Annotated in this window: 11 protein-coding genes; 1 reads left to right on the top strand and 10 read right to left on the bottom strand. The window is 66.6% G+C overall.

The window, feature by feature from the left end:
* The first annotated feature begins 41 nt into the window (after positions 1 to 41).
* Entirely contained in the window at positions 42 to 8,042 is an 8,001-nt protein-coding gene (locus tag JQ639_RS17945; protein WP_211967454.1) for an MBG domain-containing protein, read from the top strand.
* Between the two features lie 147 nt (positions 8,043 to 8,189).
* Here the strand turns inward: JQ639_RS17945 and JQ639_RS17940 are convergent, their stop codons facing one another.
* The 10 genes from JQ639_RS17940 to yidC all read right to left on the bottom strand — a co-directional run bounded on the left by JQ639_RS17940 (position 8,190) and on the right by yidC (position 17,209).
* Positions 8,190 to 8,753, bottom strand: a complete 564-nt coding sequence (locus tag JQ639_RS17940) for a phosphorylase family protein (RefSeq protein ID WP_211967453.1) — start codon at positions 8,751 to 8,753, stop codon at positions 8,190 to 8,192.
* Entirely contained in the window at positions 8,750 to 9,907 is a 1,158-nt protein-coding gene (dapE, locus tag JQ639_RS17935) for a succinyl-diaminopimelate desuccinylase (RefSeq protein ID WP_211967452.1), read from the bottom strand. Before dapE ends, JQ639_RS17940 begins: the two co-directional genes overlap by 4 nt.
* Complete coding sequence (locus JQ639_RS17930; RefSeq protein ID WP_211974997.1) at positions 9,908 to 10,366, bottom strand: DUF805 domain-containing protein; 459 nt, start codon at positions 10,364 to 10,366, stop codon at positions 9,908 to 9,910.
* A gap of 117 nt (positions 10,367 to 10,483) precedes the next feature.
* The gene (gene dapD, locus JQ639_RS17925) at positions 10,484 to 11,329 is read right to left on the bottom strand and encodes a 2,3,4,5-tetrahydropyridine-2,6-dicarboxylate N-succinyltransferase (RefSeq protein ID WP_211967450.1); all 846 of its coding nucleotides are present in this window, start codon (positions 11,327 to 11,329) and stop codon (positions 10,484 to 10,486) included.
* A gap of 86 nt (positions 11,330 to 11,415) precedes the next feature.
* Positions 11,416 to 12,132: a pyrimidine 5'-nucleotidase gene (locus JQ639_RS17920; RefSeq protein WP_211967449.1), complete on the bottom strand. Its 717-nt coding sequence runs from the start codon at positions 12,130 to 12,132 to the stop codon at positions 11,416 to 11,418.
* A gap of 7 nt (positions 12,133 to 12,139) precedes the next feature.
* On the bottom strand, positions 12,140 to 13,090 hold the full coding sequence (locus tag JQ639_RS17915) for a DUF1036 domain-containing protein (RefSeq protein WP_349644748.1): 951 nt from the start codon (positions 13,088 to 13,090) through the stop codon (positions 12,140 to 12,142).
* Positions 13,091 to 13,182: 92 nt separating this feature from the next.
* Positions 13,183 to 14,073, bottom strand: a complete 891-nt coding sequence (argB, locus tag JQ639_RS17910) for an acetylglutamate kinase (protein WP_211967448.1) — start codon at positions 14,071 to 14,073, stop codon at positions 13,183 to 13,185.
* A 122-nt stretch (positions 14,074 to 14,195) separates the two neighbouring features.
* Positions 14,196 to 14,570 carry a DUF423 domain-containing protein gene (locus tag JQ639_RS17905; protein WP_211967447.1) on the bottom strand — a complete coding sequence of 125 codons (375 nt, stop codon included), beginning with the start codon at positions 14,568 to 14,570 and terminating at the stop codon, positions 14,196 to 14,198.
* Positions 14,567 to 15,220, bottom strand: coding sequence for a ribosome biogenesis GTP-binding protein YihA/YsxC (gene yihA / locus JQ639_RS17900; RefSeq protein WP_211967446.1), 654 nt, complete (start codon positions 15,218 to 15,220; stop codon positions 14,567 to 14,569). The genes JQ639_RS17905 and yihA overlap by 4 nt, the downstream gene beginning before the upstream one ends.
* A gap of 102 nt (positions 15,221 to 15,322) precedes the next feature.
* A complete protein-coding gene (gene yidC, locus JQ639_RS17895; protein ID WP_211967445.1) occupies positions 15,323 to 17,209 on the bottom strand; it encodes a membrane protein insertase YidC in 1,887 nt (628 codons plus the stop codon).

Raw genomic sequence — 17,209 nt, 5'->3', positions numbered from 1 at the left:
CTCGCGCGCCGCACCTTGCGCTGTTGCTTGCGACCTCAGCGTTGACGTCACCCGGCCTCGTGGTCACGGCCTCGGCGCAAAATCTGCCGACCGGCGGCAGCGTCGCGGCAGGCAGCGTCAGCGTGTCGCAGCCGTCGTCGTCGACGCTGACCATCAACCAGAGCAGCCAGAGCGCGGTGGTCAACTGGCAGAGTTTTTCAATCAGCCAGGGTTATGCAGTCAACATCAACCAGCCGAACGCGTCGTCGGCCATCCTCAACCGCGTCACCGGCAACACGCCGTCGAGCATCGCCGGATCGCTCACCGCCAACGGCCAGGTCTACCTCGTCAATCCCAACGGCATCGCCATCACCCCGAGCGGCACCGTCACCACCGGCGGCGGCTTCGTCGCCTCGACGCTCGGCATCTCCGACGCCGACTTCATGAGCGGCAAGCGCAATTTCAGCGGCAACGGCGCGTCGGCGGCGGTGAGCAACGCCGGCACCATCACGGTCGGCCGCGGCGGCTACATGGCGCTGATCGGCGGCACCGTCTCGAACAGTGGCAACATCTATGTGCCGCTCGGCAAGGTCGGGCTCGGCTCCGGCGAGCAGGCGACGCTCGACTTCTCCGGCGATGGCTTCCTGCAGGTGGCAGCGCCGACCAACGCCAAGACCTCCGGCGCGCTGGTCGAGAGCTCCGGCACCATCAAGGCCGATGGTGGCGCCGTGATCATCAGTGCGGCGACGGCGCGCGAGGCGGCGCGCAACGCCATCAACATCTCCGGGCTGGTGCAGGCGCGCTCGATCGGCGGCAAGACCGGTGCGATCGAGATCGGCGGCGGCGAAGGTGGCCAGGTCACGGTCAGCGGCAAGCTGACCACGGCGTCGCGCAAGGCCAGGGGCGGTAACATCACGGTGACCGGCCAGGACATCGCGCTGGCCGGCGCCCGGCTCGATGCCTCCGGCAAGACCGGGGGCGGCAACGTCAAAGTCGGCGGCGACCGCCAGGGCGGCGGCACGCTGCAGCACGCCAGGACGGTGACGATGGACGCCGCCAGCGCCATCAAAGCCGACGCCACCGGCAGCGGCAACGGCGGCAATGTCGTGGTTTGGTCGGATGTGCAGACGAATTTCGCCGGCAAGATCTCGGCCCGTGGCGGCGCCGATGGCGGCAACGGCGGCGAGGCGGAGGTGTCGAGCCACGGCGTGCTCGGTTATGCCGGCGTGACGGACCTGTCCGCGCCCAAGGGGACGCTCGGCAACCTGTTGCTCGATCCCTATAACGTGATGATTTCGACCGGCACCGACACCAGCCAGGGCTCGGCGACCTATAGCGGCCAGACGACCTTCAAGCCGACCGGCACCAGCATCATCAACGTCAGCACGCTGCAGAACGCGCTCAGCACGGCCAACGTCACCATCACAACCGGTGGCTTCGGCAGCGCCGGCACCGACGCCGGCGACATCACGGTCGCGAGCGCCATCAGCTGGGCCAGCGGCAACAGCCTGACACTCAGTGCCTATCGCAATATCAACGTCAACGCCGCCATCACCAACACCGGTGGCGCTGCGGTCAATCTGCGCGCCGACAACAGCGGGATGGGCAGCGGAACTGTCACGTTCGGCGCCGGCATCCAGGTGTCGACCTCCGGCGCGGTGAACATCTATTACAATCCGGCCAGCAATCCCGCCACGGGCACGCCGTCGGTCAATGCCACGAGCTATGCGACGGCGACCGACTACAGCGGCAAGGTCGCCGGCGGCGGTTCGCTGACCGCCTACATGCTGGTCAACAACGTCTATGACCTGCAGAACGTCAACAACAACTTGTCGGGGGCTTACGCGCTTGGACGCGATATTGACGCCAGCGTGACGTCGACCTGGAACAGCGGCGCGGGCTTCAAGCCGATCGGCACGCTGTCGATGAACGCCAGCTACGCCTATTCCGGAACGCCGTTCTCCGGCGTCTTCGATGGACAGAATTACGCGGTTTCGAACCTGACGGTCAATCGCCCGTCGACCAACGTCATCGGCCTGTTCACGGGCAACAGCGGCCAGATCAGGAACTTCGGCGTCACCAGCGGAGCGATCACCGGCAACATCTATGTCGGTGGGCTCGTCGGTCAGAACAATGGCACCATCACCAATTCCTTCTCGGGCGCCAGCGTCTCGGGCTATCGGTATTCCGGCGGACTGGCCGGTTACAATGCGGGCGGCGTCATCCAATTCTCCTACGCCACCGGAAACGTGACCAACACGTTGCGCGGCCAGGGCTCCGGCGGCGACAATGCCGGTGGTCTGGTCGGCTACAACGGTGCGTCCATTGTCGGTTCGTACGCGAGCGGCAATGTGTCGGCCCAGGGCGGGGCGGCGGGAGGTCTTGTCGGGCAGAACAACAGTTCGATCTCGCAGAGCTACGCGACGGGAAGCGTTTTCGGCTACACTGCTGGCGGACTGGTCGGGGCCAATTCGGGTCCGATCACACAGACCTACGCGACCGGTCTCGTCACGGCCACGTACAACCCTCAGAGCGGCGGTCTTGTCGGCTACGACGTGTCGGGTGGAGCGAGCGTCACCAATTCCTACTGGGACACCCAGACCACTGGCAAGAGCAACGGCAATGGTGGCGCGGTCGGCACGTTCCAGGCGACCGGCTTGACGACCGCCCAGTTCGCCAATTCGGCCAACATGCCCGGCCTCACCTTCGGCACCACGCCCGGGGCGTCTGGCTTCGTCATCATTGACGCCGATGGGACGCTCAACAACCCCTACAGCCTCCATGGCGCGACACGGCCGTTCCTGCTGAGCGAATATTCCACCAGCATCGGCAACGCGCATCAGCTGCAGCTGATGATGCTGGCGCCGACCGCGTCCTACACGCTGATGCGGAACATCGACCTGTCCGCCGCGCTCGGCAGCAGCTCCGGCAACTGGTTCACCTCCAACGTGCTCGGCGACGGCTATGGCTTCGTGCCGATCGGCAGCGCGGTCCAGTTCCGGGGCGTGCTGGACGGCGGCGGTCACACCATCGCGAATCTGTCGATCAGCCGTGGCGACCTCGCTGGCCTGTTCGGCATTATCGAGGCGGAAGGGATCGTCAGGAATCTCGGCGTCGTCAACGCGACGGTGTCGGGAGGAAATCAGGTGGGTGTGATTGCCGCCCGCAGCCTCGGCACGATCACCAACGTCTATGCGACGGGCACCGTCTCCGGAACACAGAGTGTCGGCGGCCTGGTCGGGACCAACGTCAACGTCCTCTCGCAGAGCTATTCCACGGCATCGGTAACGGGGACCGGCACCGGCATCTATGTGGGTGGCCTTGTCGGCACGAATTTCGGAACGATCAGTCAGTCCTATGCCGGTGGCACGGTCAGCGGCCTGCAGAACGTCGGCGGTCTTGTCGGCATGAACCAGTCCTTCGGCGCGATCAGCGACGCCTATGCCAGCGGCACCGTCACGGGGCTTGCGGGCAGCTCCGAGGTCGGCGGTCTGGCCGGCTACAACCACGGCATCATCACCCGCACCTACGCGACCGGCGCTGTCAGCGGCACATCGGATCTGGGCGGACTGGTCGGATATAACAGCGGTGTCGGACGGGTTACGAACTCGTTCTGGGACACGACGACAACCGGCATGTCCCAGGGCTATGGCACCAATCTCTACACCTTCAACGCCACTGGCCAGACAACCGCCCAATTGCAGGATCTTTCGAACTACCAGACGCTCTTTAGCGGCTGGGACTTCCAGGGGGTCTGGGCGCCGCCGAACCAGGTCGGCCAGAACAACGGCTCCGGTGTCGCGCACTATCCGGAGCTCTATGCCTTCCTGTCGGTGCTGACGATCGCGCCGAATGCGATCACACGCAATTATGGCGATACCAATCCGACGCTGACGGCGACTTACTACGGCAACCTGAAGCCGGGCGACAGCTTCGCCACGCTGGCCAGCCTCTTCACCTCGGCCGGCCAGTTCTCCAATGTCGGCGATTATGCCATCACCGCATCCGGAGCCGCGGTGACGAGTCCGTCGGGCAACGTCTACCGGCTGGTCTATATTCCGGGCACGTTGACGGTGACCGGGCGACCGCTGACGATCACTGCCGATGCGAAAACCCGCGTCTATGGCGATACCACCGATCCGACGCTGACATATCAGATCACGAACGGCGGCCTGCTGAACGGCGACGTGCTCACGGGCGGGCTTTCGACATTGGCAAGCTCGACGTCGAACGTCGGAAATTATGCGATCACGCAGGGCACGCTCGGCAATTTCAATTACGCCATCACCTATGTCAGCGCCAACGAGACAATCACGCCGCGTTCCATCTCGGTGACCGCCAATGCGGCGACGCGCGCCTATGGCGACGCCAATCCCACCTTCACATATTCCGTGAACGGTCTTGTCGGCAGCGACACGCTGTCGGGAGCGTTGGCGACGTCGGCGGCCTCGGCCACAGGGATCGGCACCTATGGCATCACGCAGGGCACCCTCGGCAATTCCAACTATACGATCACCTCCTACACCGGCGCCAATCTGACCATCACGCCACGGCAGATCACGGTGACGGCCGATGCCCAGTCGCGCAGTTACGGCGACGCCAACCCGGCGCTGACCTATACCGTCGGCGGACAGGGGCTCGTGAACAACGACAGCCTGTCGGGCGCGCTGGCGACGTCGGCGACGACGTCCACGGGCGTCGGTGTCTATGGCATCACGGCCGGCGATCTCGGCAACGCCAGCGCCAACTACCAGATCACGACGTTCACGGGCGCCAATCTCACCATCAACGCACGTGCGATCACGGTGACGGCGAATGCCCAGAGCAAGGTGTACGGCAGCGCCGATCCGACGCTTGGCTATACGGTCGGTGGCGGCGGCCTGGTCAACGGCGATACACTGACAGGCACATTGACCCGTATCGCCGGCGAGAATGTCGTCGGTGGCGGCTATGCCATCGGCCAGGGCAGCGTCACCAACACCAACAATCCGAATTACGCCATCAGCTATACCGGCAATACGCTGACCGTCACCCCGGCAACGCTGACGATCGCCCCGACCAGCGCTCAGTCCAAGGTCTACGGCCAGACCGATCCGACCTTCGGCTATGCTGCGAGCGGGCAGGTGGTGAACGCCGGCCTCGGCATCAACGACAGCGGTCTTACGCTGACCGGTGCGCTTGGCCGTACGGCCGGTGAGACGGTTGCGGGCGGCCCCTACGCTTACACCCTCGGCTCGCTGTCGGCCGGCGCCAACTACACGCTGGTGATGGCGGCGAACCCGGCGGCCTTCGCGATCACGCCGGCGACGCTGACGATCGCCCCGACCGCCGGACAGTCCAAGACCTACGGCCAGGCGGACCCGACCTTCGCCTACACCGCGAGCGGTCAGGTGGTGAACGCGGGTCTCGGCATCAATGACAGCGGCCTGACGCTGACTGGCGGGCTCGGCCGCGCGGCCGGCGAAAACGTGGCCGGCGGTCCTTACGGCTACACGCTCAACACCCTTTCCGCCGGGTCGAACTATACGCTGGTGATGGCGACGAATCCGGCGAGCTTTGCGATTACGCCGGCGACGCTGACCATCGCGCCCAATAGCGGCCAGTCCAAGACCTACGGCAATGTGAATCCGACCTACACCTACGCAGTGGGCGGTCGGGTGGTGAACGCAACGCTCGGAATTGACGATAGCGGCCTCACGCTGACAGGCAGGCTGGGACGCGTCGCAGGTGAGACGGTGGTTGGTGGCCCCTACAGCTACACCCTCAATACGCTCTCCGGAGGATCGAACTACACGCTGGCGATGGCGACAAATCCGGCAAGCTTCGCGATCACGCCACGTGCCATCACGGTGACGGCAGACGCCCAAAGCAAGGTCTATGGCAGCGCGGATCCGTCCCTGACCTACCTGGTCAGCGGCGCCGGTCTGGTCAGCGGCGAGACCCTCACAGGCACGCTGACCCGCGTCGTCGGCGAGAATGTCGTCGGCGGCGGCTACGCCATCGGCCAGGGCAGCATCACCAGCGCCAACAATACGAACTATGCCATCACCTATGTCGGCAACACGCTGAGCATCACCCCGGCGACGCTGACCATCACGCCGACCAGCGGGCAGTCGAAGACCTATGGCGGGGCGGATCCGACTTTCACCTATACCGCGAGCGGCCGTGTGGTGAATGCGGGGCTCGGCATCGACGACAGCGGCCTCGCGCTGACCGGCGCGCTCGGCCGTGTCGCCGGCGAGACGGTTGCGGGTGGCCCCTATGCTTACACGCTCGGCTCGCTGTCGGCCGGCGGCAACTACACCTTGGCGTTTGCTGCGCACCCGGCGGCGTTCGTTATCAATCCGGCGACGCTGACCTATACCGCCAATGCGGCCACCCGGTCGTATGGCGACGCCAACCCGGCGTTCTCCGGGATCGTCACGGGCTTCGTCAACAACGAGACGCTGGCGACCGCGACCACCGGTACGGCGATGTTCGCGAGCAGCGCCAACCTGGCGTCCGGTGTCGGCGGCTACGCCATCACCGGTTCTGGGCTGATCGCCAACAACGGCAACTACGTCTTCGTTCAGGCATCCGGCAATTCAACAGCGCTGTCGATCGGACGCCGTGCCATCACCGTGACGGTGGACGCCCAGAGCAAGGTCTATGGCACCAGCGACCCGACGCTCTCCTTCACGGTGGGCGGCAACGGCCTGGTGAACGGCGACGTGCTGTCGGGCACGCTGAGCCGTGCGGGCGGAGAGAACGTCGTCGGTGGAGGCTATGCCATCGCCCAGGGCACCGTGACCAACGCCAACAATGCGAACTATGCCATCACCTATGCCGGCAATACGCTGACAGTGACGCCGGCGACGCTGACGGTTACGCCGACCGGCGGACAGTCGAAGACCTATGGCGGTGCGGACCCGACTTTCACCTACAGCGCGAGCGGGCGGGTGGTGAACGCGGGTCTCGGCATCGACGACAGCGGCCTCGCCTTGACTGGTGCGCTCGGCCGTGTCGCCGGCGAAACGGTGGCGGGTGGCCCCTATGCCTATACGCTCGGCACGTTGTCGGCCGGCGGCAATTACACACTGGCCTTTGCCGCGAATCCGGCCAGGTTCGTCATCAATCCGGCGACGCTGACCTACACCGCCGGTGCCGCGACACGGCAGTACGGCGATAGCAATCCGGCGTTCGCCGGCACCGTCACGGGCTTCGTGAACAACGAGACGCTCGGCAGCGCCACGACCGGCACGATGACGTTCGCGAGCAGCGCCGGCGCCGCGTCCGGCGTCGGCGCCTACGGCATCACCGGCGCGGGCCTCACGGCCAACAATGGCAATTATGTCTTCGTCCAGGCCGCCGGCAACGCGACGGCGCTGACGCTCACGCCACGCGTCATCACGGTGACGGCGAACGACCAGTCGCGGACCTATGGCGATGCCAATCCGGCGCTCACCTACGTCGTCGGCGGCGGCGGTCTCGTCAACGGCGATACGCTGTCCGGCAGCCTCGCCACGGCCGCGACGCCGACCAGCAATATCGGCGCCTATGCCATCCTGCAGGGCTCGCTCGCCGCGTCCGCCAACTACACGCTGACCGGCTTCACCGGTGCGACGCTGACGGTGACGCCGCGGCCGATCACCGTGACCGCAGACGCCCTCAGCAGGACCAGCGGCGATGCCAATCCGGCACTGACCTACAGCGTCGGCGGTCGCGGCCTCGCCAACGGCGACATGCTGAGCGGCATGCTGGCGACGGCGGCGGACATGAATTCGCCGGCGGGGACCTACGCCATCACCCAGGGCAGCCTCGCCAGGCCGTCCGCCAACTATATCCTGACCTATGTGGGCGCGAACCTCACGGTGCAGCCGCGTCCGCCGGCCAACTCGCTGTCGGCGGTTCTCGATACGCTGCAGAGCCCGGTCGCGCCGCCGCAACAGGTGCCTATCGGCGTCACGGCGTTCTTCGGGGCACCCCAGCCGGGAGCCGCGGGAGGCGGGCACGTGGTCTATGCCGATCCACGCGGCGACCGGCCGGTGGTCTGCTTCGGCAGCGCGTGTTTCAGCGTGCTTTGAAGGGGGATCGGGCGACGACGACGCTGGCGTGCGCCTCACTGGCGGCGCACGCCTGTGCAAGGCCGGAGCGGCGCGGAAGAGGCGCGATCCGGTGCGGGCGGTGACCGAGGTGATCGCCAGCGCGACATTCCGGCCGCCTTCAGGCCGTCACACGCGCCCGAGCACGTCGCGGGTCAGCACGTTCCAGAACAGGTCCTCGCCACCCGCGACATTCGCTGTCCAGTCGTCGTGGGCGGTGTCGTCGGCGCCGTCGGTGATGAACTTGAAGGCGCGCCACGCGACGCCGAAGTGCTTGCAGACGCGGGCGATGGCGAACAGTTCCATGTCGACGACATCGACCCTGTTCTCGGTCAGCCAGGGATCGCTGGCGGTGACGAAGCTGTCGCCGGTGCCGCACACGGCGTTGCCGTGGCCGGACGTCAGGACGCTGTCCTCGTCGCTGAGAGGCGTGACGCCACGCGGCGCCAGCGGCATCGCCATCATGTCGCGCTGGATGACTTCGGCGATTTCCAGCAGGCCGTGCAGGCGCGGATTGATCCTGCCGCAGGTGCCGTAGTTCACGACCAGCGACGGCTTGCGTGCGAGCAGCGCGGTGGTGGTGGCGATGGTGGTGTTGATCTTGCCGACCCCGCCGAACACCACCTCGACGCCGTCCGGGGCCCGCTCGGGGCTCAGCTCGCTGCGCAGCGCGGTGAGGACGAGGATGGTCATGCAAAATAGCGGTCGAGCACGCTGCGATAGACTTTGGTCAGGTTTTCGAGGTCGGCGACCGGGGTGCGCTCATCGATCTGGTGCATGGTCTGGCCGACGAGGCCGAACTCCAGCACCGGGCAGTAGTGGGTGATGAAGCGCGCGTCCGAGGTGCCGCCGCCGGTGCTCAAGGCGGGCTTGCGGCCGGTCACTTCCTCGATCGCACCGATCACCATGTCGGTGAACGGGCCGGGCTTGGCGATAAACACGCCGGAGTTGGACGGCTCCCAGGCGATGTGCGCCTTGATGCGGTTGCCGCAGGCGCGGGCGAGGCGCTCTTCAACCAGCGCCTTGAGCGAAGCCTCGGTGTGGCAGTCGTTGTAGCGGATGTTGAAGCGTGCCCTGGCCTGGCCGGGGATCACGTTCCACGCCGGGTTGCCGACGTCGACGGTGACGAACTCGAGGTTGGAGGCCTGGAAATGTTCGTTGCCGTGGTCGAGCGGCTCCGACGACAGCGCGGTGATGATGCCAGCGATATCAGGCACCGGATTGGCGGCGCGATGCGGGTAGGCGACATGGCCCTGTACGCCATCGACGGTGACGGTGCCGGACAGCGAGCCGCGCCGGCCCAGCTTGATGCTGTCGCCGAGCACGTCGACATTGCTCGGCTCGCCGAGCACGCAGTGGTCGAACTTTTCGCCGCGTTCCGCCGCCCATTGCAGCAGTTTGGGCGTGCCGTTGATCGCGGGGCCTTCCTCGTCGCCGGTGATCAGGAACGAAATCGAGCCTTTCGGCGTGCCGCCGCGGGCGGCGAGATGGTCGAGGGTCGCGGCGACTGCGCAGGCGATCGCGCCCTTCATGTCGACCGCGCCGCGGCCATAGAGCACGCCATCCTTGACGTCGCCCGCGAATGGGTCGTGGCTCCAGGCGGTCTCGTCGCCGGCCGGGACCACGTCGGTGTGGCCGGCGAAAGTCAGGTGCGGCGCCGCCGTGCCGATCCGCGCGTAGAGATTCTCGACATCGGGCCAGCCCGGCTCGCTGAAGGTCATGCGATGCACCTCGAAGCCGGCGTCCTTGAGCAGGCGTTCGAGCACGCCGAGCGAGCCGGCTTCCGCGGGGGTCACGGAGGGACAGCGCAGCAGGTCGCGGGCGATGGAGAGCGAGTCGGTCGTCATTCAGGATCCTGTCGGCTCGGCGGAGGGATCGAGCGGGTCGTCGCCGAAGCGGTTGGGGCCTTTGGTGCCGCGGATGCCGCCGAGCTCGACGAGGCCCCACAGCAACAGCAGCAGCGCGGCGATGCGCAGGACGCGGCTGCTGTCCGGCGTGACGAGGCCGTTGCTGGCGCCGTACAGCAGGCCCGGCAGCGCCACGAACGCCACCGTCCACCAGCCGCTCTTGTCGCGGTCGTGCAGGCGCTTGATGGCGACGGCATTGACGGAGAAATACAGCAGCAGGAACAAGAGCCCGCCGCCGACATAAAGCAGTACCGAGGCGATGTCGGAGCTGCTGGTGAGCAGCAGCAGCGCGCAGGCGAAGCCTGCGAAGATGATCACCGCGTAGAACAGCAGGGCGAGCCAGTATCTGGCCCGCGGGATACGTCCAGCCGTGCTGAACAAGAACATCTGCCAGTCCACGACACGTCTCCCTGGAGTCCCGGCCCTGTCATTCGCATCTCCTGACGATACCGACGCGAATGACAGATCCCACGTACTGGCCGCCGCGGTCATGGTGACCGCGGAGCGTGCTGCGCGTCAGTCGCGCAGCAGTTCGTTGATGCTGGTCTTGGAGCGGGTCTTCTCGTCGACGCGCTTGACGATCACGGCGCAGGCGAGCGAGGGCCCCTGCGAGCCGTCCTTGAGCGGCTTGCCCGGCAGCGCGCCCGGCACCACCACGGAGTAGGCCGGCACCTCGCCGATGAACACTTCGCCGCTCTCGCGGTCGACGATCTTGGTCGAGGCGCCGAGGAACACGCCCATCGACAGCACCGCGCCCTTGCGCACGACGACGCCTTCAGCGACTTCCGAACGCGCGCCGATGAAGCAGTCGTCCTCGATGATCACCGGGCCGGCCTGCAGCGGTTCGAGCACGCCGCCGATGCCGACGCCGCCGGAGATGTGGACGTTCTTGCCGATCTGGGCGCACGAGCCGACCGTCGCCCAGGTGTCGACCATGGTCGATTCATCGACATAGGCGCCGAGGTTCACGAACGAGGGCATCAGCACGACGTTCCTGGCGATGAACGCCGAGCGGCGGACGATAGAACCGGGCACGGCGCGAAAGCCCGCCGCGCGGAAGCGGTTCTCGCCCCAGCCCTCGAACTTGGAGGGCACCTTGTCCCACCAGTTGGCGCCGCCCGGGCCGCCCGGGATCGGGCTCATGTCGTTGAGGCGGAACGACAACAGCACCGCCTTCTTCAGCCACTGGTTGACATGCCACTTGCCGTCGGCCTGGCGCTCGGCGACGCGGGCCTCGCCCTTGTCGAGCAGGTCGAGCGCGTGGTCCACGGCCTCGCGCACCTCGCCCTTGGTCGCGGCGTTCACGGTGTCGCGCGCGTCAAAGGCTGCGTTGAGGGTGGTTTCGAGGGCGGACAGGGACATATCTCGTTCCTTGGAAAACGGCGGGAGGGCGTATGATCGGAGGCTTTTGTCGGGATTCGGGGGGGCGGAGTCAAGCGCGGCAGCCCCTACTTTGCCGGCAGCAGGCCCTGCAGGAAGCCGGTCAGGTCGTCGGTGACATGGTCGACATGGGCGGCGCCGCGGCCCTCCAGCTCCCAGTCCTCGCGGACCACGTCCCGGGTGCCGTCCGGCACCACCAGCACGGTGGTCATGCCGAGGTCATGGGGCACCACCAGGTTGCGGGCGAGGTCTTCGAACATGGCCGCGCGCGTCGGATCGACGCCATGCAGGTCGAGGAAGCGGCGGTAGGTCTGCAGCGCGGGCTTGGGCTCGAGTTCGGCAGCGACAATGTCGAACACCGCCTCGAACTGCTCGGCGATGCCGAGCCGCGCCAGCACGGCGCCGGCGTGGTCGCGCGAGCCGTTGGTGAGGATCAGCTTGCGGCCCGGCAGGGCGGCGATCGCGGCGCCCATCGCCGGGTTCGGCTCCAGCGGCGAATGGTCGATGGCGTGCACATAGCTGAGGAAGTCGTCGGCCTTGATGCCATGCTCGGTCATCATGCCGCGCATCGTGGTGCCGTAGCGGCGGTAGTAGTCCTTCTGGATGCGGAAGGCTTCCTCGGCCGGCACCTTGAGATAGCCGGCGACATAGTCGCGGATGCGACCATCGACCTGCTGCCACAGGTTGACATGGTGCGGATACAGCGTGTTGTCGAGGTCGAACACCCAGGTTTCGACATGGCCGAAGCGACGGGGTGCGGGGCGTTGAGTTACGGATTGCGTCATGGGGGCCTCAGGGCATGCCGAAGCGCAGCGTCTTGCCGGCGCCGGCATCGATGGTGGCGAAGCCCGCGGCGGCGAGGCCGCGCGAGGCACAGTCACCCTGCTCGTTGATTTCGAACTTGCTGTCGCGGGTGCAGAGCAGGGTCGGCCCGCCCCAGTTCAGCGGCTTGTCGTTGACGCGGATCGCCTTGCCGCTGGCATCCACCGCCTCGGCGAAGCTGAAGACGCGCCGCGGCTGCCCTGCGATATCCGGATGCAGGCACTTGCCAGGCTCGATGCGGTACCAGCCGCGGCTGACCACGGTCTTGCCGTCGTCGGTGGCGACGGCAGCCATCACCTTGTAGGGCGTGTCGTTGCACCAGGTCAGGCCGGTGGCGGACGGCGTCTGCACCCTGGCGATCATGGTGGTGAAGAAGTCCGGCGCCTGCGGCGTTTCCGCGCCGAGCCCCTGGCTCTTGAGGAAGTTGCTGAGCGCGCCTTGCGTCTTCGGGCCGTCGACGCCGTCGATCGGCGCGGCGTCGTAGCCGGCGATGACGAGAAGGCGCTGGATCGCGGCGAGCCTCGCCTGCTCGTCGTCGTATTCGCTGTCCTCGGCCAGATAGGCGGTCATGTTGCCGTCGTCGGCTTGGCTCGGTCTGATCTCGGTGAATGCGGCCAGGGTCTGTCCGCTGCGGCATTGCCGCGCGGCGGCGATGGTGAAGTTGTCGGCGGCGATGCACAGATTGTCAGTGCCGCTCTGCGGCAGCGGCGAGGCGCCGTAGACCGGCAGGGCGCGGGCGTGCAGCAGGATACGGTCGGAGGTCAACTGGCCCTGCAGCACCACGCGGCACTGCGCTGGATCGATGCGAAACCAGCCGCGCGTTGCCGTGGTGCCCTTGTCCTCGAGGCCGATGGCGGCTTCGACGACATAGCTCATGCGGTTGCAGAGCTTGAGATCGGCATGCGCCGGCGTCGCGGCGATCGCCGCGGCGACGACGCCCGCCGCCGCGAGACCGCGGCCGAAGCCGCGGCCATGAGGCCGCGGCGTGGTCGCGAGGCGTTGCGGCGTTCGGCTCACTTGTGGATCAGCGTGCCGATGCCGTGGTTGGTGAACAGCTCGAGCAGCACCGCGTGCGGGGTCTTGCCGTCGATGATGACGACGCCTTCGACGCCCTGCTCGAGCGAGTAGATGCAGGTCTCGACCTTCGGGATCATGCCGCCGGAGATGGTGCCGTCGGCGATCAGCTTGCGCGCGTCCTTGATCGACAGGTCCGGAATCAGCTTCTTCGACTTGTCGAGTACGCCCGGCACGTCGGTCAGCAGCAGCAGCCGCTTGGCCTTGAGCGCGCCGGCAACGGCGCCGGCGAAGGTGTCGGCGTTGACGTTGAAGGTCTGGCCGTTCTTGCTGGAGGCGAGCGGCGCCAGCACCGGGATCAGCTCGTAGCCGATGAGCTGGTTGAGCAAGGTGAGGTCGACCTTCTCGGGTTCGCCGACGAAACCGAGATCGACGACCTTCTCGATGTGCGAGTCCGGATCGACCATGGTGCGGGTGGCCTTGCTGGCCATCACCATGTTGCCGTCCTTGCCGCACAGGCCGACGGCCTTGCCGCCGGCTTCGTTGATATGGCTGACGATCTGCTTGTTGATCGACCCGGCGAGCACCATCTCGACGATCTCGATCGTGGCGGCGTCGGTGATGCGCAGGCCGGCGGCGAATTCGGAGACGATGCCGAGGCGCTTGAGCATCGAGGCGATCTGCGGGCCGCCGCCATGCACGACAACGGGATTGATCGCGGTCTGCTCGAGCAGGACGATGTCGCGGGCGAACTGCCGCGCGAGCTCTTCCTCGCCCATCGCGTGACCGCCGTATTTGATGACGATGGTTTCCTCGTCGTACTGCTGCATGTGCGGCAGTGCCTCGGAGAGGATGCGGGCCTGTTCGATCGGGGAGATGGGATCCGTCATGAAGCGGTCTCGGCTGTTGGCGCGGCGTCGGCACGACCGAACGGCGGTGCGGCAGGCAGGTGCACACCGCGTGCGTACGGTGGCGCGGTTTTAGCCGATCGGCTGCGCCGGCGCAAAGCGGATCAGGCGGCCTTGCTCGGCCAGGCCGCGGCGATCGCGAGGGCGAGCCAGCCGAGGATCATCAGCGTTCCGCCGGTCGGCGCCGCCATGGGAAACACGCCCTGGCCGGCGAACTGGCGCAGCACGAGATCGCCGGCGAACAGCCCGGCGCCCGCGACGAAGGCGAGGGCGGCCGTGAGACCGATATGCCGCTGCGCGAAACCGCCGTTGACCAGCAGCACGGTGCCGATGATGACAACGGCATGAAACAGCAGCATGGACGAGGCCGAACCGAGCCGGGCGGCGTCGGGCTCGTGGGCCGACAGCGCCGCGAGGACGACACCGGCCGCGCCCATGAGCGCCGCGATCGCGGCGAGCGGCTTGCCAGCGCCGGTCATGCGCCGCGCTCCTGCCGCAGTTTCATCATGGCGGCGCGCAGCTCCGGCAGGCCGGCGCCGGTTTCCGACGAGGTCGCGATGACGTCGGGGAAGGCGGCAGGATGCTTCGCCAGCGCGGCCTTGATGCCCTCGATGCGCTCGGGCAGCGCCGAAACCTTGATCTGGTCGATCTTGGTCAGGACGATCTGATAGCTGACCGCGGAGCGGTCGAACGTCTTGAGGATTTCGATGTCGACGTCCTTGAAGCCGTGACGGGAGTCGATCAGCACATAAACACGGGCGAGGCTGGCGCGGCCGAGCAGGAACTGATGGATCAGCGTCGTCCAGGCGGCGACCTTGGATTTGGGCGCGGCGGCGTAGCCGTAGCCGGGCATGTCGACGAGGCGCAGCCCCGCGTTCTCCGGCCCTTCGAAGAAGATCAGTTCCTGGGTGCGCCCCGGGGTGTGCGAGGTGCGGGCGAGGCCGTTGCGATTGGTCAGTGCATTGATGAGGCTGGACTTGCCGACATTGGAGCGGCCGGCGAACGCCACCTCCATGCCGCCCATCGGCGGCAAGGTTTCGATCGAGCCCGCGGCCCAGATGAATTTCCAGTCGCCGGCGAAGACCTTGCGTCCGGTCTCCATCAGCTCCGCATCGCTGGTCGCATTCATGCGAAGCCTCGTTGGGGACGGCCGGGCGGCCTGATGCCCCGCGGCCGATGGTCGTGAAACATGGACGGGGCCGTCAGGCCGGCGTTGCCGCCGGCTCTGCCGTCAGCCCTTGGCCTGGGTTTTCGGTTCGCTGTCGGCGGTTTTCTTGCTGCCGACGAACGTCGCCTTGATGTTGTCGAACAGCTCGATCTTGGCGCCGTTGCGCGACATGATCGCGCTCTGCTGCAGCACCGACAGGGTGTTGTTCCAGGCCCAGTAGATGACGAGGCCGGCGGGGAACGAGCCCAGCATGAAGGTGAAGATCAGCGGCATCCAGTCGAAGATCATCTTCTGGGTCGGATCCGGCGGAGTCGGATTGAGCTTCATCTGGAACCACATCGTGATGCCCATGATGATCGGCCAGATGCCGAGCGCCAGGTAGTGACCGATGATCGGCAACTGGGTCGGATCGTAGTTCAGCAGTCCGAACAGGGTGAACAGGTTGGTCGGATCGGGCGCGGACAGGTCCTTGATCCAGCCGAAGAACGGCGCGTGCCGCATTTCGATGGTGACGAACAGCACCTTGTAGAGCGAGAAGAACACCGGGATCTGGATCGCGATCGGCAGGCAGCCTGCAAGAGGATTGATCTTCTCCTTCTTGTAGAGCTCCATCATCTCCTGCTGCTGCTTCATCTTGTCGTCGGGGAAGCGCTCCCGCAGCTCGGCGAGCTTGGGCTGCACCGCCTTCATCTTCGCCATCGAGGCGTAGGACTTGTTGGCGAGCGGGAAGAAGATCGCTTTCACCAGCACGGTGACGAGCAGGATGGCGACGCCGAAGTTGCCGACGAGGTGGAACAGGAAGTCGATCGCCAGGAACATCGGCTTGGTGATGAAGTAGAACCAGCCCCAGTCGATCAGCAGGTCGAAGTGGTTGAGGCCGAGCTGCTTGTTGTAGCCGCCAAGGCCCGGCGCGAAGATCGAGTTGATGCCGACGAGGCCGGCTTCCTTGGCGCCGGCGAACAGTCGCGCATTGGCGCTGCCGTTGCCGCCGACGGCGACCGTCACCGGATCGAGCAGATAGTCGGTCTGGTAGGTCTTGACGTTGCCGGTGACGTTCGAGGAGAAGCGCGCCTGCACGTTCGCCGCTGCGTCCGGCAGCAGCGTCGCGGCCCAGTACTTGTCGGTGATGCCGAGCCAGGCGTTGGTCGCCTTGAATTCCTTCTTCTTCTCTTCGTCGATCTTCTTGTAGTTGAACTCCTGCAGGCCCTGGTCGCCCATCACGCCGATCAGGCCTTCATGCAGGATGTAGTAGCCGGCGACCTGCGGCATGCCGTGGCGCGAGATCAGCGCGTAGGGGTACAGCGTCACCGGCGCGCTGCCGGCGTTGCTGACGTCGTCCTTCAGCGAGAACAGGTAGTTCTCGTCGATGGAGATGGTGCGCTTGAAGGTCAGTCCCTCGCCGTTGTTCCAGGTCAGCACGACCGGGGTCGTGGGGGTGAGGGCGTTGGAGCCGTTCTGGGTCCAGAGAGTGCTCTGGTCCGGCAGCTTGGCGGTGGTGCCGCTGGCGCCGACCCAGCCGAATTCGGCGTAGTAGGGGTTCGGCGCGCCCGACGGCTCGAACAGCACGATCGCCGGCGAGTTCGGATCGACCGTCTCGCGGTACTTGAGCAGCGAGACGTCGTCGATGCGGCCGCCCTTCAGCGAGATCGAGCCGCTGACGCGCGGGGTATCGATCTTGACCCGCGGTGCAGCGGCGAGGGCGGCGTCACGCGTCATTGTCGGGGCCGCGGCCGGGCCGACGCCTGGAGCGGTTGCCGGACCACCGGGAGCCGGGGTCGCCTGGCCGGCGGCGGCCGGCTGGTTCGGATTGTGGATCTGGGCCTGCTGCTGGGCCGCCTTCTCGGCGGCGCGCTGCTTCTCCATCTGCGGGATGTTGAAGAAGTACTGCCAGCCGAGCAGCACGATGCCGGACAGGACGACGGCGAGGATGGTGTTGCGATTGTCGGTCAT

Source organism: Bradyrhizobium sp. U87765 SZCCT0048 (assembly GCF_018131225.1).
GTDB lineage: Bacteria > Pseudomonadota > Alphaproteobacteria > Rhizobiales > Xanthobacteraceae > Bradyrhizobium_A.
This window is presented reverse-complemented; position numbering and strand designations above follow the sequence as displayed.

Bases quoted from the DNA above. Each gene is read 5' to 3' on its own strand.
- JQ639_RS17940 (WP_211967453.1), bottom strand. From the start codon at position 8,753: ATGACCATCCTCGTCCTCACCGCGCTGCGCAGCGAGCTGAGCCCCGAG.
- dapE (WP_211967452.1), bottom strand. From the start codon at position 9,907: ATGACGACCGACTCGCTCTCCATCGCCCGCGACCTGCTGCGCTGTCCC.
- dapD (WP_211967450.1), bottom strand. From the start codon at position 11,329: ATGTCCCTGTCCGCCCTCGAAACCACCCTCAACGCAGCCTTTGACGCG.
- JQ639_RS17920 (WP_211967449.1), bottom strand. From the start codon at position 12,132: ATGACGCAATCCGTAACTCAACGCCCCGCACCCCGTCGCTTCGGCCAT.
- argB (WP_211967448.1), bottom strand. From the start codon at position 14,073: ATGACGGATCCCATCTCCCCGATCGAACAGGCCCGCATCCTCTCCGAG.
- JQ639_RS17905 (WP_211967447.1), bottom strand. From the start codon at position 14,570: ATGACCGGCGCTGGCAAGCCGCTCGCCGCGATCGCGGCGCTCATGGGC.
- yihA (WP_211967446.1), bottom strand. From the start codon at position 15,220: ATGAATGCGACCAGCGATGCGGAGCTGATGGAGACCGGACGCAAGGTC.
- yidC (WP_211967445.1), bottom strand. From the start codon at position 17,209: ATGACCGACAATCGCAACACCATCCTCGCCGTCGTCCTGTCCGGCATC.